Origin of the sequence: Pseudanabaena sp. PCC 7367 (assembly GCF_000317065.1) — a bacterium.
Taxonomy (GTDB): Bacteria; Cyanobacteriota; Cyanobacteriia; order Pseudanabaenales; family Pseudanabaenaceae; genus Thalassoporum; species Thalassoporum mexicanum.
Map to the genome: position 1 here is coordinate 1,789,017 of NC_019701.1, position 19,245 is coordinate 1,808,261.

The 19,245-nt window shown below is 46.9% G+C and carries 15 protein-coding genes and 1 pseudogene; 8 read left to right on the top strand and 8 right to left on the bottom strand.

Features of this window, described 5'->3' with window-relative positions:
• Positions 1-543: 543 nt before the first annotated feature.
• Complete coding sequence (locus PSE7367_RS06955) at positions 544-1,572, bottom strand: alpha/beta fold hydrolase (protein WP_015164661.1); 1,029 nt, start codon at positions 1,570-1,572, stop codon at positions 544-546.
• Between the two features lie 461 nt (positions 1,573-2,033).
• Between PSE7367_RS06955 and PSE7367_RS06960 the strand changes: the two genes are divergently transcribed.
• Positions 2,034-2,708, top strand: a complete 675-nt coding sequence (locus PSE7367_RS06960) for an esterase/lipase family protein (RefSeq protein ID WP_015164662.1) — start codon at positions 2,034-2,036, stop codon at positions 2,706-2,708.
• Positions 2,709-3,030: 322 nt separating this feature from the next.
• The gene (locus PSE7367_RS20275; RefSeq protein WP_015164663.1) at positions 3,031-4,023 is read left to right on the top strand and encodes a hypothetical protein; all 993 of its coding nucleotides are present in this window, start codon (positions 3,031-3,033) and stop codon (positions 4,021-4,023) included.
• A 3-nt stretch (positions 4,024-4,026) separates the two neighbouring features.
• Here the strand turns inward: PSE7367_RS20275 and PSE7367_RS06975 are convergent, their stop codons facing one another.
• Positions 4,027-4,458 carry a hypothetical protein gene (locus PSE7367_RS06975; protein WP_015164664.1) on the bottom strand — a complete coding sequence of 144 codons (432 nt, stop codon included), beginning with the start codon at positions 4,456-4,458 and terminating at the stop codon, positions 4,027-4,029.
• Positions 4,459-4,626: 168 nt separating this feature from the next.
• Here PSE7367_RS06975 and PSE7367_RS06980 point away from each other — a divergent pair, with 168 nt between their 5' ends.
• Together PSE7367_RS06980 and PSE7367_RS06985 are read left to right on the top strand one after the other, a co-directional pair.
• Complete coding sequence (locus tag PSE7367_RS06980; RefSeq protein WP_015164665.1) at positions 4,627-4,956, top strand: hypothetical protein; 330 nt, start codon at positions 4,627-4,629, stop codon at positions 4,954-4,956.
• Positions 4,957-5,089: 133 nt separating this feature from the next.
• Positions 5,090-5,398: a hypothetical protein gene (locus tag PSE7367_RS06985; protein WP_015164667.1), complete on the top strand. Its 309-nt coding sequence runs from the start codon at positions 5,090-5,092 to the stop codon at positions 5,396-5,398.
• A 46-nt stretch (positions 5,399-5,444) separates the two neighbouring features.
• On the opposite strand, the gene PSE7367_RS06990 is transcribed toward PSE7367_RS06985, so the two are convergent.
• Together PSE7367_RS06990 and PSE7367_RS06995 are read right to left on the bottom strand one after the other, a co-directional pair.
• Entirely contained in the window at positions 5,445-8,123 is a 2,679-nt protein-coding gene (locus PSE7367_RS06990) for an ATP-binding protein (protein ID WP_015164668.1), read from the bottom strand.
• Between the two features lie 221 nt (positions 8,124-8,344).
• Complete coding sequence (locus PSE7367_RS06995; protein ID WP_015164669.1) at positions 8,345-8,791, bottom strand: CopD family protein; 447 nt, start codon at positions 8,789-8,791, stop codon at positions 8,345-8,347.
• A gap of 423 nt (positions 8,792-9,214) precedes the next feature.
• Between PSE7367_RS06995 and PSE7367_RS07000 the strand changes: the two genes are divergently transcribed.
• The 3 genes and pseudogenes from PSE7367_RS07000 to PSE7367_RS07010 all read left to right on the top strand — a co-directional run bounded on the left by PSE7367_RS07000 (position 9,215) and on the right by PSE7367_RS07010 (position 11,616).
• Positions 9,215-9,655 carry an SH3 domain-containing protein gene (locus PSE7367_RS07000; RefSeq protein ID WP_015164670.1) on the top strand — a complete coding sequence of 147 codons (441 nt, stop codon included), beginning with the start codon at positions 9,215-9,217 and terminating at the stop codon, positions 9,653-9,655.
• A 104-nt stretch (positions 9,656-9,759) separates the two neighbouring features.
• Positions 9,760-10,785: pseudogene (obgE, locus tag PSE7367_RS07005) on the top strand (GTPase ObgE); the annotation flags it as partial.
• Positions 10,786-11,181: 396 nt separating this feature from the next.
• Complete coding sequence (locus PSE7367_RS07010) at positions 11,182-11,616, top strand: hypothetical protein (RefSeq protein WP_015164672.1); 435 nt, start codon at positions 11,182-11,184, stop codon at positions 11,614-11,616.
• 34 nt (positions 11,617-11,650) lie between these two features.
• On the opposite strand, the gene PSE7367_RS07015 is transcribed toward PSE7367_RS07010, so the two are convergent.
• Positions 11,651-12,334 carry an HAD family hydrolase gene (locus PSE7367_RS07015; RefSeq protein WP_041699239.1) on the bottom strand — a complete coding sequence of 228 codons (684 nt, stop codon included), beginning with the start codon at positions 12,332-12,334 and terminating at the stop codon, positions 11,651-11,653.
• 108 nt (positions 12,335-12,442) lie between these two features.
• Complete coding sequence (gene recA / locus PSE7367_RS07020; protein WP_015164674.1) at positions 12,443-13,588, bottom strand: recombinase RecA; 1,146 nt, start codon at positions 13,586-13,588, stop codon at positions 12,443-12,445.
• 825 nt (positions 13,589-14,413) lie between these two features.
• Here recA and PSE7367_RS07025 point away from each other — a divergent pair.
• Complete coding sequence (locus tag PSE7367_RS07025) at positions 14,414-14,887, top strand: Npun_F0494 family protein (protein ID WP_015164675.1); 474 nt, start codon at positions 14,414-14,416, stop codon at positions 14,885-14,887.
• Positions 14,888-14,902: 15 nt separating this feature from the next.
• Here PSE7367_RS07025 and PSE7367_RS07030 read toward each other — a convergent pair whose 3' ends face one another.
• Positions 14,903-15,973: a M23 family metallopeptidase gene (locus tag PSE7367_RS07030; RefSeq protein WP_015164676.1), complete on the bottom strand. Its 1,071-nt coding sequence runs from the start codon at positions 15,971-15,973 to the stop codon at positions 14,903-14,905.
• Between the two features lie 445 nt (positions 15,974-16,418).
• Positions 16,419-19,136 (bottom strand): TolC family protein, encoded by a 2,718-nt coding sequence (locus PSE7367_RS21515; RefSeq protein WP_015164677.1) that lies wholly within the window; start codon positions 19,134-19,136, stop codon positions 16,419-16,421.
• Positions 19,137-19,245: the final 109 nt, after the last annotated feature.

The following is a 19,245-nucleotide window of genomic DNA, read 5'->3' on the forward strand; positions in this document are numbered from 1 at the left end:
AGAGCAGGTTAAGAAAAGTTAAACCTGCCATTAAGTTTATGATTGCAACACAAATTGGTAGCTATTGTAACCACCAAAAGTAGATAAATTTGCTGATCGTGCTTAGCTAATTGGGCTTATTTAAAGCAAGTCAGACTTTTTCTAGCTTATGGCTATGGTCGATCAATTCAGATTACCCAGATCGTCCTACCTAAAGATTAGCTAATCTGAGCCTGGAAATATTATTTCCGCTATTCCTCTGGGATCATAACTGCAACAGATATTATCAGTTTTGTCAACGCTAAGCTTTAACAAACATGACAAGCTGATTCTATGCTGCGATCCCAGCATTATTTTGCACAGCGATCGCCATCACCAGGCTTAGTGATCTAGATCACATGTGTTGATTGGCATCCAGTCGCAAGCAAAATTTTAGATTGATCTTGCCCATTAACTAGAATTAATAGATCAGAAAATATTAGATGTCAGCAATCAAATCTAAATACGTTGGCCAGATTCGATCGGATTTTTTTATGTGATCAGATGTGATCAGATATAAAAAAGCTAGACCGACTCGATCGCAATCCGCTGCAAAATTGGATTTACTAACTCAGGCGCTTCATCCTGCGGGCAATGCCCCACCCCCGGCAGGGTGATAAATTCCTGCACACAGTCAAAATCTTGAAATTCCCGCCCCAACTCGATCGGCTCCCAGGGGTCTTGCTCCCCCCACAACACGATCGCTTCACAGGGTAATTTGGCCAGCAATTCTTCAGGGGTTGGCCCTTGGGAATAGTTCACAAATGCCATAAACACATCTACCGCGTTGGGGTCTTGGGCTGGGGCAAGCAGAATATCAAGTAGTTCTTGATCGACTGCCGCTGGATTGATATAGGCCTGGAGTAAAATTTTGCGCACTGTTTGTGGCCTACGCACTAGATCAAAGAAGAGTTTAGCGATCGCACGATTGCTAAGCACTCGCTGCATCAACCTAGCACCAGTCCGGCGATACCAGGGCAAGCTAAGTTGTTTGCTTTCTTGCAACAATCGCAACGAGCAATTCAGCAATACGGTCTTTTTAACCATTTCTGGAGCCAGGATCGCCGCCTGCATCGCTACCACCGCACCGATCGAATTACCAACTAAGATCGCCTCATTACCAATATCAGCACCAACCACTTCACGGCAAAAATCAACGATCTGTGCGCCCCAGGTTTCAAAGGTATATTCAATTTGCTGCGGTGGAACTGGCTTATCGGAAGCACCAAAACCAACCAGGTCGATCGCATAAACATTGCTCACTGCCGACAACTCAGGCATATTCTTGCGCCAGTGCCCCGACGAAGCACCGAAACCATGAATCAAAACCAAGGCTGGTTTATTTGGCGAGTTGCCCTGCTCGGTTGGATTAATTGCAGATTGATAGAAAATATTATGGCCACGCCATTGCCAGGTATGCGATCGCACTGATTGCAATGACTGCGCTGATTGCATCAATTGCCCAGGGTTTTCATTATTTAATTTATTGCTATTTAATGTGTCGCTAGGATCGATGAGGCCACTAGTCGATCGATTTTCCTGCTTATCTGTCATCGCTTTTGATCGGCAACTGCTGGTAACGAATTTATTCAAGAATCAATAGCCATTAAATAGCAGTTTGATAGGTTAGGCATCTAGCTAAAATAGCATTGTGGCGATCGATCGGCTATCCAATTAGGATTAACTGTTTTAGAACTGCATCAGTCTTTTATGGAAATAATGGAAATAATGGAAATAAAAGAAAGAAAGATCGAACCCTCTGCTAATTAGCGGGTTATTTTTTTACTCTTACTTAACACGATCACTAAAATAGGAAACTAAATTTGCTTAGTATGTCTCAGCCATGGAAATCAATTGGTGTGAAGTAGGGATAACTACCAACCACCACCAGCCAACAGATCAGCTAAATTCGCTAGACTAGATCAACAAGGTTAATAATTCATGACTAATTAGTTAGTTGTTAATTCCTGTACCACCCAAAGATTCGATTCCTCAGCGATCCTGAACAAAAATCCATGTGTTTGCCCAACATCATCATCCCTGGCTATATGGCTGGAGCCGAGCCCTACCGAGGCTTAGAACAGCTCTTGAATCAACAAGGATTCAAAACGATCGTGGTGCCCCTGAAATGGTGGGAATGGCTACCTACAATCGGTGGGCGATCGGTTGCGCCAATTTTGCAGCGGATTGACGACACAATTAAACAAGCCATGTCACAATTCCAAACCGAACAAGTAAACCTGATTGGACATTCCGCCGGGGGCTGGCTGGCTCGGATCTATTTAGGCGAAAAACCCTACAAGGAGAAAGTCTGGGATGGCAAACCATTGGTAAAAAAGCTAGTTACCCTGGGCACCCCTCACCTGAGCCAGGAAAAATGGACCCGCAGCAATCTGGATTTTGTGAACAATAACTATCCCGGTGCCCACTATGGCGAGATTGAATATATTTGTGTGGCGGGGAAAGCGATCTATGGCGAGAAAAAACTAGCCACCTGGATTCCTTATAATAGTTATGAGCTAACCTGCGGTGAGGGTAACACGTGGGGTGATGGCATTACGCCAATTCTGGCAGCACATCTGGAAGGTGCAGAAAACATTACGATCGATGGGGTGATTCATTCCCCCAAGCCCAATCAAATCTGGTATGGCTCGCCCGAAATTCTGCCCACCTGGACTAAATATTTGTAGTGTATTTGCAGTGTTTGGATGTTTGGATGTTTGGATGTTTGGAGCATTGGTAGCCATAGCGATTTTGGGAATGATCAGAAATAATCACTACTAGCCCTGGGCACAACTAGCTAATAATCCTGAGGCGATCGCGTTAATTATTCACTAATCTGGCAACAAATTAGGCCATTTTTTAGTCTCTACTTTGTCAGCCCTTGGTCGTTCATCCCAAACGATCGCCCAAATCAGCCAGCCAAATATAGTTTAGGGATCAGCTTGAATGCCCTAATCCTCAACAAACAACCCAGCGATCGAACTTGCCCATAACCATTGCTTAACTAGAATGCCAAACCGCGCCGCCACCATACTTTGCCTATTGCCACCGATCGCTGCCCTGGCGATTAGCTGCACCACCGATCAATCGAATCCCAGTAACACCAGTGCAAATGATGCCCAACAATCGATCGAGGTTGCCACCGATGCCACACCAACACCAGCACAATCAGCATCAGGCAACCAGCCAGAAACCCTCACCCCAGGCCAATATTGCTTTGGGGCGGAAAATGAGAACCTGTCTGCTACGGCCCAAATTGATCTGATGGCCGACAATTTTGTCAGTGGAACAGTCAATGCAACTGTCCACAATGAAGAACTGGGCTATTACACTGCCTATGAACAAATTCTCAACGGTAAGTTAGATGGTAATCAGCTACCCCTGGACATTACCACCAACATTGAACTAGATACCCAAAACAGTCAGGAAACCTGGACGATTTCTACTGAATCGTTGAGCACAGGGCGACAAATTTTCGATCGGATCGATTGTGAGCAATTGGCCGAGATCACTAAATCCCCTGAGGATTTCAATGTGCTGACCGCTTCAGCTCAGCTAGCTGCCGATCGGATTGGCAATGTACAAATCGGCATGACCTTGCCCGAAGCAGAAGCTGCTGCCAAAACTACTTTACTAAAAGCAGTCAATGATCCTAATCAGGATTGCTATTTTGTAATTGCCCAAACCTTGCCCACCGAAGTATTATTCATGGTGGTAGACGATCGCATTGCCAGAATTGATATTCCCCGTGGTAGCAAGATTAAAACTACTCGCGGCATTGGCATCAACAGCACCGAAGAAGCAGTTAAACTGGCTTATTCAGATATTGCCGTGGAACCCCACAAATATACAGCTAGCACTGGTGGTAAATATATGACCTGGCAACCTCAGGCGGCCAGCAAGCAGAATTATCGACTTGAGTTTGAAACCGATGGCCTGGGCGTTACAGCAATGCGGGCGGGGCGATTGCCAGAAGTTGGCTATGTGGAGGGTTGCTCTTAGGCTTTACCAGTAAGCTACCTCGCGCAGAATTTCACGACCACCCTGGGTAACAGTCAAATAATCACCCCTGATTGTACGGGACAGAATATAGACCACATCGCCATTAACAGCTTCAAAGTAATCGCCATTCATTTGATAATCACTTAATGGCACCCGAATACTATTGCGGGTATTGCTTTTCTGCACACCAACATAATGACTGGGCAGATCGCCACCGCAAATATTTATAAAATAGTTATCGGTCTCAGCCGCCACAAACATACTCTCGCTACTACGGCAGTAGTTATGGCCGAGCTGGGCAATTAATTCAGGTTGGGCGGGGCGATCGCCTATATTTTGTCTCTCAATCTCTCTGGCGATCGCGGCGTTGCTGAGGTTCAAAGTGGCGATCGTGCTGACTAATGCTATGGCTAAACTCTGCTGAAAGGCTGGCATTGACTTATTTCCTGATTGATTTTCTTTCTCGACAATACTTAAATTAGGGCGCTATTTCAAGTTCCCGCTAATATAAAATATATCTAAAATCAAGTATAATGTTTTTAAAGATAAATTGCTATTAACCTATAAGTTTATTTATCCTAGTAATATTTGGCCTTGTTGATTATGGCTGAGGAAAACACTGTGATTCCTAAACAAACTACTTCTAATACTTTAAAAGAGATAGTTTTGAATATGGCTTTGAAGAAGGCCTATGCTCAGAAATATTCGTATTTGAAGCCCTACGAAAATACAAAGTTTGCAAAACTAGATACGAAAAACTTACGTGCCACTTTAGACTACTTTTCTCACTTATATGCAGAAGGGGAGATTAGCCAGAGTGCCCTAGAAGAACTAATAGCATACGCATGTTCTATTTTTATCGAGACCGAAGTAGAAAGAAGGTTAAACAAAGAAATCAACAAAAGGTTTAAGGACGTACTTGGAGATTTTTAATGTCTGATAAATCAGAAGAACAGGAAACTAACCCAAATAAAGATTCGAGCGATGAAGAGAACGAAGTAGTAGCTGTACCCGAAGTAATTCAGAGACAAGTAGAGAGTGAGTTACCTAAAAAGTTAGACAGCTTATGGGGCTTACAATTTCAAATCAGCCTTATGAGTCACCTATTGCTCGTAAAGTAGACAAAGAGCACATTAGTCAGATTATTAACAATGGTGCAAAAGAAGTAGAATTGCAGGCGGAAACGGATAAAAGGGGTGAGAACACTAAAAGACTTACCATAGGTGCTGTGATTGTGCTTATTGCTATGACCTTCGGGTATGCAGGGATTACCAAAGATAAGGAGCTTTCTGCCAAAATTATTGATGTCGGCATAGGCGCTATTGGTGGCTTTGGTGCTGGTTATGCAGTGAGCAAGCAAAAAGATCAGAAATGATCTAGCTTTGCAAATCTCCCAGATTTACGATCGCACTTAATCACAATTAAACAGTAGTAAAAGGCTGCTTATAGCGGCTGGGCAACTCCACCGTAAACGTCGATCCCTGGCCAGGAGTGCTAGCTAAGCTAATCTCGCCGCCCATCATATGTACCAGTTGTTCAGTAATCGCCAAGCCCAGACCAGTACCGCCGTGCCTGCGAGTGGAGGATTGATCAACCTGGCGGAACTGTTCAAAAATAGTGCGTTGGTGTTCAGCATCAATACCAATCCCCGTATCACACACATCAATGATCACAGGCGGTTGCCGATCGAGCTTATTACTATCAGCCTGGTTCAAATGTTCGATATGGTCTAACTCAACCGAGCTTTGGTGAATGAATTGGCCATCCCGATCGTCTTCACTATTGGCGATCGGCTCCGGTTGGCTATAGTGCAAAACCACCTTCACATCACCGTGATCGGTAAATTTAATTGCATTGGAAACCAGATTAGTGATCACCTGCCGCACCCGCACCGGATCATGGTAAATGGTGCAGCGACCAATTTGATTATTAAAAAAGAAGTTTAGCCCCTTATTACTGGCCAATGGCTGCAAGCTATCGCAGGTATGTTGAATCAGTTCGTCAAGGTGGAAAAACTCCGGACTGGCCTCCATTCGTCCAGCCTCAATCTTAGATAGATCAAGAATATCGTTAATCAGTTCTAGCAAGCTTTTGCCATTACGCAAAATCCGCTCCAGCATATCCTGTTGATTCTCGGACAGGGAATCGCGGCGCTGGCGCAGTAACACCTGGGAAAAACCAATGATCGCATTCATCGGCGTGCGTAGCTCATGGCTCATATTGGCCAAGAACTGACTTTTGAGCTGGGTAGCTTCGAGCAATTGGGCATTTTGGGCTTCAATTTGATTGATCAACTGGGCATTACCGATCGCAATTGCCGCCTGTACCCCAAACGAAGCCAACAGATTAATATCTTCCCGTGAGATCGCATCGGCAATTTCCGTATTGGCGATCGCCAGCACCCCTAGTCGTCCCGATCGGCTCGATTCGATTGGCACACACAACGCACTCTTGACCGCTAGATTATCCACGAGGCTAGCTTCTCCGGATCTAATTTCTTCGGGGATGCCTTCTTTGAAGACCCTGAGCAATAAATTATCTTGCTCCAGGCTGAAGTTAGCATCGGTAGCAAACTGATCTGGCAAACCTTTGGTGGCTGAAAACACCAGCCGATCGTCTTCGTAGAGTGCCAGGATGCATAGTTCTGCCCAGGCGATCGCATCACAGGTAGCTTCAACGGTCGATTCTAGTAAAATGTTGAGATCCTGCAATTGCTGGTTAATCAAATTGGTCAACCGCTGCAAGATGCTCATGCGTTTTTGCTGCTCGATCATGATCCGGTTTGTTTCCTGGATCACCTTCTCGCGGTAGCGTTCGGAAGTGACATCGCGCAGAATCATCACACTACCAATTAGCTCAGCACCCATCCCCACCAGGGGTGCTGCTTTGGTGCTAAGAATTACTTCGCTACCATCGGGCTGTCTGAGCACAATTTGATCCTCGGTTACTTCACCCGTGGCCATGGCTCGAAAAATGACCAGATCAGATAAGTCCAAGGGATTAGCCTCTGGATCGCGGATGTCAAATTGTTCAATAATTTCGGCCATTGATTTCGCCACCACCGGCGACGATTGGCCACTGCTACTAGCTTCTCCTTCGGCTGTTGCTATAACTGAGAGCATGGCGCGGCCGGCTGAATTAATTTTTAAGATCCGCCCCGCCGGATCACTGAGCACAATCCCATCGGCTAATTGCTCAAACAAAGTGGTCAGTTCTTCGCGCTGCATGGCGATCGTCTGCACACTCTGGGCATTGCTCACTGCTGTGGCCAAGCGGCGATCGACGGATTTTAGAAAGTTGCGATTTTGAGCCGTAAGGGGTGTGAGGCTACCTAAAAACAGCACCCCGACGAGATTTTTTTTGAGTACCAGCGGCCAAGCGGAAAGACTTTGCGGCAGCAGATCGCCAGCGGGCGTTTTATATACCAAGGGTTGGCCGGTTAGCTCATTACCTTCCCAGATAATAGTCTCACCGGATTTCGCTGCCTGCCCCACCAAGCCTTCACCCAAATGGATCGTGGTGGGGGTTTGTTTAGGATTACTGCCCCATTCAGCACTCAGCAACAGGCGATCGCCATGCCACAAATAAATACTACCGAGTTGGGCATGGGTTAGCTGACAAACCTTTTCTAAGCTGCCACGAATCAATTTCGTAATATCAGTAGTGTTGACCAGAACTTCATCCAATGATTGCAAACCAAACTGAATATCACGCGCTTCTAGTTTGGCAGTCTTAGCCTCTAATTGGGTGGCCATGCGGTTAAAGACCGTGGCAAACTCACCCAGTTCGTCATTACGTTCAACGGTGGAGCGCACTGACAAATCACCCGCAGTCAAAGCTTCTGCCACCCGTGACAACTCCGCCAGAGTAGGTTGAATACTCCGCACGATCGACAAACCCACAAATATACCTGCTCCCAACCCCATTAATAGGGCTGCCACAGCGATCCAGGTGGCCACCTGCTGAAACTCCGGTGTGCCCTGATGCACATGAAACAGCAGTAACACTGCCGCCGTGGTCAGTAAAATAATGCTGGTAAAAAGACCTGCTAATACTCGCCTGACTAGGCTTTGCCTTCTTGGTAATGCCACATTGGCCATAGTCGATAAATTAATAATTGATCCGATGGACTAGATATTTGACAAATTCGGCGATCGTCACCATTGCGTAGCATCAACTAGCCCATATATATAAATACTTACAATTTGCACTTCTGATTAAAAGATTACTATTGATTAAAAATTTGCACTTCTACCCTAAGTTGCCAATTATGGGCTAGCTCTAATATGAACCAGTTCTGATTAAGTATTCTGATTAAGTATTAAGTCAACCCACCCAATCGAATACCAGCCCCCACAATTACAAACGCAACGGCCAGGGTAGCCACGGCAGCGATATGTAAACCTAAAGCAGTCAGATTCTGTTTGGATAATCTGGGCATAATCCAGAAACGAGCATGGACAGCCAGGGCGATCGTGGCAAGTAGTAGCCCCAATTTAATTGCTATGTATGTAGATAAAAAAGACTCGAATTTCAATAAATCCTGAACACCAGGTAAGTAGATCCAAGCTAAACCAATGCCTGTAAGTACCTGGATCGCCAATGCCACCAATCCCATCGTTTCAAAATTCTCTTCAAAGTTTTTAATTAGATCGGGGTCTTGTTGGTTCAAGGCTTTTGGTAAGACGGCGATCGCTAACACTAAATGCCCACCAGCCCAAACTGTGGCTCCAAGGGCATGTAAAACAACCAAAATTTTGAATATCATTACGCTGATAATTTTTCCGTACTTGTTTTTATTTTTGATCAAAAAGTTAAAGCTTAAACCCAGTCCCTCAGCAAATTCTCTGAGCTTTTAAGTTCATTAGTTCATTGACGATGTAAGCATAATCCCGGCCTCAATCTACCGCGATTGCACACAAATTCATTAAAGTTCCTTTAAGGAGCTTGACAAAGCGATTACAATACAACACCGATAGCAATATTAAATTGCGATCGCCCTGGGCTTGACTTAATCGATCGATTCAATAATTAGGCCTTACCTGATTCAGGGCAGTTAATCTTAGATTTGATTTGAGACGCAACGCCAATATTTAACCTCCTGATTCAAGTTTTTTTGTTTTTACTTTCGTTCAATTATTCAATCAATTTATTTAGATCCTAGAATTATTGGTGCAATCACAAACTAGCAATGAGAATCCCCGAAGTTGCCAAATCTGGTATTAGCCTAGCCTTCAGCATTGGTGTCATCGCCGCGATCGGCATGGCTACTTGGCGTTATGTGGTCATTCCCTATCGCGCTATTCCCGCAAAACCTGTTTTTTCCAATGACAATGCCCCAGCACCAACAGTTGAAAGCCCGATCGTAGAAATTGTTAGCCCCGACCCACCACAGCCCCAAGCATCTGCCACGCCAGAGGAAAAAGTCCTGTATCAGGGCACCGTCAATGCTGGTATTGGATTGGTATTACGAGCAGAGCCAACCCAGGGCAGCGGGCGTGTTGGTGGCGCTGATTACAATGCCACGGTGTCAATTTTAAAAGAAAGTGACGATCTCGAATGGATTTATATTCGCCAGGACAGCACCAGCGAAGAAGGCTGGGTTAGATCTGGCAATATCACGCCATTATAGAAAGCTTAAATTGGGGTTAGGATGGAAGTTGAGAAACTAATCTTAATCATCCATATCATCCATCTTAGCCACAAGGGCAAAGCGCAGGGCGCTAGTTAGAGCAAATGCAATTTATCGATCGGGTTGAAATTAACGTTGTAGCAGGCAAAGGCGGTGATGGCATTGTCGCTTTCCGCCGCGAAAAGTTTGTGCCCGCCGGTGGCCCTGCTGGGGGAAATGGTGGGGATGGCGGCTCGGTGATTCTGGAGGCCACTGACGACCTGCAAACCCTGCTCGATCTGAAATTTGAGCATGTGTTCAAGGCCGATAATGGCAAACGGGGTGGGCGTAAAAATATGACCGGGGCAAGGGGCAGCGATCGGCTGATCAAAGTACCCTGCGGCACGATCGTGATTAATACTGAAACTGAGGCGATCGTGGGTGATCTGGTTGAGCCACGCCAGCAATTAGTGGTTGCCAAAGGTGGTAAGGGTGGCCTTGGCAATCGTTTTTTCCTCAGCAATCGCAATCGCGCTCCCGAACACTCGCTGCCAGGTCTGGAGGGGGAAGAGTTTAGCCTCCGCCTGGAATTAAAGCTGATCGCCGCCGTAGGTATTATTGGCCTCCCCAATGCGGGTAAATCTACTTTGATTTCGGTGTTGTCCTCCGCTCGTCCCAAGGTGGCCAATTATCCCTTTACTACCCTGGTGCCCAACCTCGGTGTAGTGGCCAAGCCTTCCGGCGATGGGGTCGTATTTGCGGATATTCCGGGCCTGATTGAAGGCGCGCACATGGGGATTGGGTTGGGTCATGATTTCCTGCGCCATGTGGAACGTACCAGGCTGTTAATTCATCTGGTGGATATTACCAGCGAGCAACCATTGGTGGACTATGAAACAATCCAAGCAGAGCTGAATGCCTATGGCCATAGTTTGCCGAACAAGCCGCAGATTTTGGTATTAAATAAGCTAGATGCGGTTGATGATGACTACGTTGCCGAAATTACTAATCAATTCAAACAAGCCATAAACATTGAGCCAATCTTGATCTCTGCTGTCACTAAGCAAGGTCTCGATCGACTATTGCAACAGGTGTGGCCGCAGTTGGCAGAGTTAGAGGAGGCAGCACGACTAGAAAAACTCGATCCCAGCAAAGCATTAAATCCAGCATTAAATCCAGAAGCATCAAGTAATATATCGGATTTTGATTTGGGAGCTGATAACGAATTATCTGGCAATGAATTAAATGATGGATCAAGCAATCGCCCTGATCACAGTGATCACATTGATCAATCAGAGCTAGAAAATTCTGCCTTAGAAAACGCTGGTTTGTAGAGCGTCTTGCCCACTTTAGGCTAAGCTGTTCACCTACTACCAAGTACAATTACTCATCAAGTAGTTTTGTTTTGTTTTCTTTGATCAAGCCCAGCCTAATCACCACAAACTATATAATTCATGCTAAGGGGAACTAAAGATGATTGCGGATTAATTAGTATCAGAGTCGGGAAGTATTTTGGCATTTAGTCATAGCGGAGAGACGTTTTTGCAATGAAAACCAAGATCGGACTTAATTCCTTTAAATCACTACTGTTGGCCGGGGATATGCAAGCAGCAATCACGGCATTGGAGGACAGCGATCGCCTTTGCTCAGGTAAGTATAAGCGCAGCGATTGCATTGAAATTGTGAGCAGTTATGGCCTCATTTTGCTGTTGCAGCTAGTTTTGCAAATTGCGACCGAAAAGGTGAGCTGTGCTGGTGAAGTCAACCTGAGAATTGCCACGCTGGCGATTCAGCGCAAAATGGTAGAGGCAGAACTATTAGATCGCAAAAAACTCAAGGCCGCACTCGCCAGTGTTTATACTGAGGCGCTAGCCCTGGCCAAGCGGGAACTAGAGCAGGATGGCTATGATACAGCGCAGCTAATCCCCAATCTCGATCGAGAAGCAATTTTACTCCAGGCGATCGCTTTAGTCTTTGCCTAATTAATACAACTAGTTATCCATACCTGAGATCGGGCTAGGTAGCCGCAATTAACGCCACCGCCTCCGCCAAGTTATTAACAATCTTTTCCGGTTGATTCAGCTCCAAGCGCTCCTGACTGCGAATACCACTGAGCACACCGATCGTATAGATACCGTGGGTTTTACCGGCAATGATATCCGCCTCTGTATCACCCACCATCCACTGCGATGTGGCCTGGGGCAAAGTTTTTAGAGCATTGGCCATCGATCGGGTTTTGTCCTGCACATCCTGGGTTTTGACATAATCATTGGCCAGACAAAATCGCCGCTCTGGTGGGAAAAACCGCCCCAAATCATAGGCTTCGATCGCTGGATCTAACTCACATACCCGCCGCATCGTCATTACGGCTAGTTCTAACCCCTCTGCCTGGGCTTGTTCCAGGGCAGCGATCGCCATTTCATTGAGCCGATCGTATTTGAAATAGGGCTCAGTATGTACGGTATTGCGGCGCAGCTTGGCAAAGCGTTCCGGCTGACTATACTCAGTCAAACCAGATTTGAGCGCGATCTCAGTTTCGGGAATTTGCGATCGCTTGCAATGCCAAAACTCCGCTTTGGTTAGGGTATTTACAAGCTGGTTGGGTAACTTAATCCGCGCCAAACAATACAAATACACCTGATAATAACGCTCCGACACATCCATAATCGGCCCGTCGAAATCGGTAAACAATCGCCTAATCATCAATTAACCTAATCGCCACTCGCTAATTTAAATTTAATTAATTTCCAGTGTAGGCTTGAACGTCACAGATTGGCGCGATGATGCTTTTTCAAAAGATCTGTTTGCTTAGAATTCCTCCGCAGTCTCTTCATCGGCATCGGGCGCACCGGGAACCATCGCCGAGACCTGGGTACCCAAAGCCAGTTTTTCCCGCACCTGCTTTTCAACGGTTTGGGCAAACTCCAAATTCTCTTCCATATGCTTGATCGTGTTATCGCGTCCCTGCGCCAGATTGTCGCCATTGTAGCTATACCAAGCACCACGCCGCGTCACAATATCCATCTCCTCGGCCAGGTCGAGCAAACAACCCATGCGGGAAATACCCTTACCAAAAATAATATCGAACTCAGCGATCCGGAATGGCGGCGCAACCTTATTCTTGGCCACCTTCACCTTGGCACGAATGCCATATTCTTCTGCACCTTTTTTGAGGGTTTGAATGCGGCGGATATCCAACCGCACCGAGGCATAGAACTTCAGCGCCGTCCCACCGGTGGTTACCTCTGGCGATCCGTAGGAAATACCAATTTTCTGGCGCAATTGATTCAAAAACACTACCGTGCAATTGGAGCGACCAATATTCCCAGTGATTTTACGCAAAGCCTGGCTCATCAATCGGGCTTGCAATCCCATGTGGGAATCGCCCATTTCCCCTTCGATCTCAGCACGGGGAACCAGCGCCGCCACCGAGTCGATCGCCACAATGTCCACCGCCATCGATCGCACCAGTTGATCGACTATTTCCAGCGCCATTTCGCCTGTATCCGGCTGCGACACCAGCAAATTATCAATATCTACACCGACCCTGGCCGCATAGGTGGGATCGAGGGCATGTTCAGCATCCACAAACGCAGCGATCCCGCCCTGTTTTTGCACCTCGGCAATCGCATGGAGCACCAGCGTGGTTTTACCGGAACTTTCTGGGCCATAGACCTCGATGACACGGCCACGGGGCAGACCACCACCAAGGGCTAGATCCAACGTCAGCGCGCCACTGGGGATCGTGGCTACCCGCATTGCCGCCGCATCACCCAAACGCATGATCGAGCCTTTGCCGTGATCCTTTTCGATCTTTTGTAAGACCACGTCTAAAGCGCGTTTCTTTTCGGGATCTAGCTTTTTGTCGATCGCCGCCGCGTTGGACTTGCTGGCCTTAGAAGAATTAGACGAATTATTAGAAGCTGCCGAAGTGCTGGATTTTGCAGGTGCCATGGTCTATCTATATTTACCCAATTAATGACGACTTAAACGATTGATGGAACGAGAAAATAGAATCAAATCTAGCCCGTTATTTGTACTAAATCAAATACCTACTTAACAAATGCCCTTGCGAATAAAAGATTATGCCTAACCAGCCAAATATTAACAGGGTATTCAAGTAACAATGGCGATCGCCCCTTAGATCTCCTCGATCGAACCACGCAACTAGCTTGAAACAACTCAGCCAAACAAGCATTTAGCATAATTGCAGCAGGGCTGACACTAGATAGGTAATTGATCTAGTTGATCAAAGCAAACTGTTTGTCTATTATGCCTGATATGTATGATTTTTGGATCTATTTTCAAAATAATCTTAACTAGAATTATACAAGCAAATTTATTTATATGAATTTAAGTTTTTATTAATGAACTTATCTGATTCGGCGATTATCGCTTTATGTAAAGATTTGAGTGCTTTGACCACGCCAATGCAACATATCCATGCCCGAAGCAGTCATAACCATTAGCGATCGTTTATTACCCTAGCTCCAAATTCGAGTGATAGTCATACATGAGTTGGCAAAATTATTCCCTAGATCAGTCCAGATTAGGTATTAAACCGCTAGCCAAAAGAGCGCTTTTCCAGCCACAATTAATATAAGTTGGCCGCAGCACAAGATTAATCCCTCAGCTCGATCGCTGATCTGGCTGCCCCAAACAAATTACTTCAACCAAGCATTAGCTAAATTAGGCTCCACAATTGATTTAGCCCAAATATTAACAACAAAATTATTAACAAATTATTTAACAACTTACCAACAATCTAAACGTGTAATCATGGGGCAAGAGCGCGGCGAAAAGGCATTAAAAAGTTCAATCCAGACCGATCGACAGGAGCAAGATCAGCATCGCAGTCACCAGCAGATGACGATCGAATTCGATCCCAAGAGCGTGCGGCGGGCAGAACGGGCGATCCGTTGTGGCCCATTTACGCCCAAGTTGTTTTGTCAGCTTTCCTTTCGGGGAGTAGGTCTGAGCGAAATCACCGGTAATGAAGGGGTGAGCAATGCCTATACCAAGAAGTTTATGGGCCTGATTCCAGGCGAAACAGCACTTTTATGGCTAGTAAACGTGGGGGTGTTGCGCCGTGAGGTGGATGGTCAGGGCATCACCGACAGTTTTCGGCTCACGCCAATGGGTTTTTATATTACCCAGCAGCAATGGCAGGATTTAGAGGCATATCCTGAACCCAGTCTGGGCGATCGCCTCCAAAATTTCCTGGCGCAATGGCAACCAACTAGATTTATCTAGACTGATTAGCCATAGCTAGCGCACCTGGATCGATCGCTCAACATCAATCACCGTCTCGCCGTTGCGGATCAACTCATACTCGCCCCGCCAGGTGCCCTTACTAAATGGCTGCCCAGACTTACCGCGCTTACCCGTAAAGCTGAGCCAGATCCGATTAGACTTTTTGATCGGCGTTTCTGAATCGGTCACCACCGTGCCATCGGGGGCGATCAGGCGAATTTGTTCGATGTCGCTTTCCAAGACACCATAGGCTCTTGCCCAAAATACCAGGGCTGGGGCATTTGCGGCGATCGCCGGATCAGAAATTGTGCCCTGTTCGGCATCTCTCATGGTGGGTGCTTTGGTCGTAAATCCAGCCTGCATAATCCCAGTGGGATCATAGGCGATCGGTTCTTGCCACATGGATTGACGGCTCACCTGACAGCCCTGAGCCGCATTTGGCCCCAGGAAAGGATCAACGATCGCGCCATTGTAATTAACTTGAAAATGGACATGGGGAAAAGAAGCCGCCCCCGATTGCCCCACCAGACCTAGCTTAGTACCAGTTTTCACTCGATCGCCAGGATCGACCTGCAATGAATTCTGGCGCAGATGGCAATATTGGGTCTGCCAGCCATTACCATGATCGATCACCAAACCATTACCGCACTCGATCCCCTCGGTGCGTGGGTCTTCGGGATTGGTGCTCTTGCGATCGATCACACCATCCCTAACCCGCAACACCACCCCATCGGCTGCCGCCAGCACCGGTACTCCCCTTGCCATCGCACTTTCATCGGGGATGGCGAAATCCGTACCACTATGGCCATCATAGGTCATCCGACCACAGCCAAAGTCGGTAAATCTGGGACTAGGGTCACGATCGCTATAGAGCAACACAAAGCAATCCTGACCAAAATTACAATCGATCGGCAGGCTAAATTTGGGTAGGGCATTAATTACTTTTTGCGCCTGAGCAACAAGCTGGGTGCGATCGGTTAATGCCTCTGGTTGGTCGATCACCACCTGGTTAACTAGATGCGGAGGGGCGATCGGATTGAACACCAGCCCCAATGAGGCGATCAATTGAATTAGGGATTGTTCCATTGCATTGATGAATTAAGGTAAGGCATAACGACAGGCGGTTGTGATTAGCATTCTAGCGATCTGACAAAAGTGCCAAGGTCTGCTTACTGATGCTTACTGATATTTTCAACCCTAGGGCAAAATATTCAGATCAGCGATCGACACGACACACATACCATCACCAGATCTAATAGACCTAGTCGCCACCAAAGGGCGAATTGTTCCCATTTACTCCCATTGGCGATAAATAGAGAGACTATGTGGGATCTTCTAATTTGAAATAACGGGAGTGGTGCTAGATCAGCGAAATTTTGATTTAGGGTTGCGATCAATCCAGTCAACCTCAGTTCTAGTTCAATCTAGTTTAATAACAAACGAACTTGCCATAGGATTCCCAGGCGATCGCTTGTCAAAACAATTGTAGGTTTAGGAATTGAATTACTGGATTATTGAATTACTTACTAAATTACAGGCCATTGATCGCCCGTTGCAAATTAGCCAAAGACTGATTAAACCCAATTACCGCCAGCAATTGATTTACCTCAGCCCGCACCAGATCATCTTCAGCACGAATTACCTGCAATTGGGTATCAACCCCAGCGCTTAGACGCAGCCTGGCCAATCGCAGCGCCTCGGTCGCACTTTCCACCGCCAAACTCGATGTACTAATTTGCTCTCGCCTAGATTCAAGGTTGATGTATGCCTGCTCAACATCAAAGCGAATTTGGTCGGAGTCTTGATCAAAGCGGCTCTCTGCCAATGCTTCATCAGCGGCTCTTTGTTTGGCTCTGGCTCTGGCCACCCCACCATCAAATAGGTTCATGGTCACCACTGCACCAAAGCGATAGCCCATCGCCACCCCACCAGTGGCTGTGAGATCGTCAAACAAGTCATAGTTGGCAAATACGCGCACTTGAGGGCCCAAATTGGCTAACTCAGCCCTGGCCTGATCGCGGGCAACTTCGCGCTGTAGTTTACGAATATCCAGCTCCGATCGATTCCGCAGCGCCATCAGGATCGATTCTTCAATGCTCTTGCCCCAATCCGGTGCTGGTTGAATCGGATCAGCAGCAGCCAAATCCACCGTATCCGAGAGATTAAGCTGGCGTGCTAGTTCGCGGCGGGTAATCCGCTGGTTTGCTTCCGCGTCGAGGAGGTCTTGTTGAGCGTTGGCAAGTTGCACCTCAGCTTGCAATACATCAAACTTGGTACCAACTCCAGCCCGTTCCAATGCGGAAGTATCCTGCAAACTGCGCTGGTTATTTTCTACGGATTTTTGCTGAATGCGCACCTGTTCATCGGCACTTTGGACGTTGTAATAAGCGGTGACAGCATCGAGAATCACTGCCTGCACAGTGCGATCTAAATCAGCCTCAACAATCCGCAATTGGTTCTCGGCTACTCTGACATTGGCGGAACGACGACCGGAGGTAAAGACGTTGTAGTTTACGCCGATCGTACCGTTGAGGTCATGGCTCACGGTTTCCTGACTCAGTTGCACCCCAAAAGCCGAGGCCACATTGCTAGCCCTAATCCGCGCCGAATCATTAATGGTGTAGTCAACTTGGGCATCTACAGTCGGCTTAAATGCAGCTAGGGCTTCTTCTAGAACTGCCCTTGATTGTTCCACCGAAATTCTGGCCTGGGTAATTGTTTCGCTGTTTTGGATCGCAATCTCGATCGCTTCGGTCAGGGTGATTTCTTGCACCTTTTCGATTTGCACCTGGGTCGGGCTGGTGGGCACAATCAATGGTTTAGCGGTGGCGATCGATGCGATTACTTCTGTTTCAGCGATCGGATCTGGCTGGGCAATCGCTTCGGTTTTGTCCTTATTTTGATTTTGATCGGACTCCAGCTCACCTGATAATTTATGCTCTAGGTTCTGGCTAGCGGCAACAGGCGCAGAATCAAGCTCAACTTCCGACTTTGACTCAACCGCAACAGCATCAGCTTCAAGATCGCCGATCGTGGCCACCTTTTCTACCTGGGCTAATGGCGTAACTGGTGTAACGGTAGTATCGCTAAGTTCTTCAGAATCAGCTATTTGATCTGGCACAGCATCGATCGCTTCAATTGATTGGGTATCCGGATCGGCAACGGCCACTAATTCGGCTTCAACCTCAGCAGGATTATTTACTAATTCCGGATCAAGCTGATTCCCATTAACTTCAGGTTCATTTGTTTGTTCTACAGGAGCGATCGCTAAATCAGCAACTTCACTATGCTCAATGGTTTCTGTGATTTCTGCGATCGACTGCGGTGCAGAAGCATTGTCAGGCTCCAATTGCAGAGCATCGGGTTGCTCGATCTCGATCGCAGGGGAATCGATTACTTCTGTCAGCTCGTTGATCAGCCCATTACCATTGTCAGTATCAGTATCAGTGGAATTATGCTCAGCCTCAATAGTTTCTAACTCAATTGATCCATCGACTGCAGCTAATTCAGTTAGCTCTGATTGCTTTTCTTGTCCATCTTGAGATCGGGTTGGCAAAATGCGATCGGCAAATTCCACGGCTGAGTCTTCAACCAATACGATCGTTGGTTCTGGGCTATCAACGGTCTGGGCAGTCTCGGCTAGCTCGATCGGTTCTGCTAGTTCTAATCGCACAATGGCATCCTCTGAATGCTCTGAATCCTCTGAATACTTTGAATTAGCATCAAGAGAATCCGATTGCTCTGGCTCAGTTTGAGTAACTGCTGGATTTACTGAATTTAATTGACTTTGAGCATCGAGAGAGGAAGATGGCTCAAGATCTCGGCTCTCTTTAGCAACCACCTCAGCGGCAACAACTTCAACTCCAACCGCATCACTGGCTTTAATCCCCACCAAACCGGAAGCCACCTGCTCGCTGGACTGAGACTGATCATTATTACTTAGCCACGACAAAGCTAATTCTACCGCTGCTGGCCCGTTTTCATGCTCAGCCCGATCGATATCTCTGGAGAGGGCAGCTTGGGTTGGGGCGGGCATTTCTGGCTCAATCTGCTCAGGCTCAAGGCCACTTACCTCAGCAACAGTTACAGAATTATCGATCGGATCGATCGGCTGGCTCACCACGCTGGCATGGCGATCGCCATCTCTAGTTTTGGGATCAATTTCCGTAGTTTGGGCACTAGCGGCGATCGTGGTCGTCAGTACGGATATAAAAGCACCCCATACGATCCAGTTAGGCGAAATTCGCATAAGCTTAAATTCTGTCACTCCTCAATTACTCAAAAATGCCAACTTGATGCTTGGCGATGACCAAATCAATCAGGTTTGGGCGCTGCTCTAAAGCCAGAATGCGGCCTAT

What these genes read in the sequence shown, in the direction of transcription:
- PSE7367_RS06975 (WP_015164664.1), bottom strand. Translation starts at nt 4,458, where the DNA reads ATGCCAGCCTTTCAGCAGAGTTTAGCCATAGCATTAGTCAGCACGATC.
- PSE7367_RS20275 (WP_015164663.1), top strand. Translation starts at nt 3,031, where the DNA reads ATGCCAAACCGCGCCGCCACCATACTTTGCCTATTGCCACCGATCGCT.
- PSE7367_RS06960 (WP_015164662.1), top strand. Translation starts at nt 2,034, where the DNA reads ATGTGTTTGCCCAACATCATCATCCCTGGCTATATGGCTGGAGCCGAG.
- PSE7367_RS06995 (WP_015164669.1), bottom strand. Translation starts at nt 8,791, where the DNA reads ATGATATTCAAAATTTTGGTTGTTTTACATGCCCTTGGAGCCACAGTT.
- PSE7367_RS21515 (WP_015164677.1), bottom strand. Translation starts at nt 19,136, where the DNA reads ATGCGAATTTCGCCTAACTGGATCGTATGGGGTGCTTTTATATCCGTA.
- PSE7367_RS07030 (WP_015164676.1), bottom strand. Translation starts at nt 15,973, where the DNA reads ATGGAACAATCCCTAATTCAATTGATCGCCTCATTGGGGCTGGTGTTC.
- PSE7367_RS07010 (WP_015164672.1), top strand. Translation starts at nt 11,182, where the DNA reads ATGAAAACCAAGATCGGACTTAATTCCTTTAAATCACTACTGTTGGCC.
- PSE7367_RS06990 (WP_015164668.1), bottom strand. Translation starts at nt 8,123, where the DNA reads ATGGCCAATGTGGCATTACCAAGAAGGCAAAGCCTAGTCAGGCGAGTA.
- PSE7367_RS07000 (WP_015164670.1), top strand. Translation starts at nt 9,215, where the DNA reads ATGAGAATCCCCGAAGTTGCCAAATCTGGTATTAGCCTAGCCTTCAGC.
- PSE7367_RS06980 (WP_015164665.1), top strand. Translation starts at nt 4,627, where the DNA reads ATGGCTGAGGAAAACACTGTGATTCCTAAACAAACTACTTCTAATACT.
- PSE7367_RS06955 (WP_015164661.1), bottom strand. Translation starts at nt 1,572, where the DNA reads ATGACAGATAAGCAGGAAAATCGATCGACTAGTGGCCTCATCGATCCT.
- PSE7367_RS06985 (WP_015164667.1), top strand. Translation starts at nt 5,090, where the DNA reads ATGGGGCTTACAATTTCAAATCAGCCTTATGAGTCACCTATTGCTCGT.
- PSE7367_RS07025 (WP_015164675.1), top strand. Translation starts at nt 14,414, where the DNA reads ATGGGGCAAGAGCGCGGCGAAAAGGCATTAAAAAGTTCAATCCAGACC.
- recA (WP_015164674.1), bottom strand. Translation starts at nt 13,588, where the DNA reads ATGGCACCTGCAAAATCCAGCACTTCGGCAGCTTCTAATAATTCGTCT.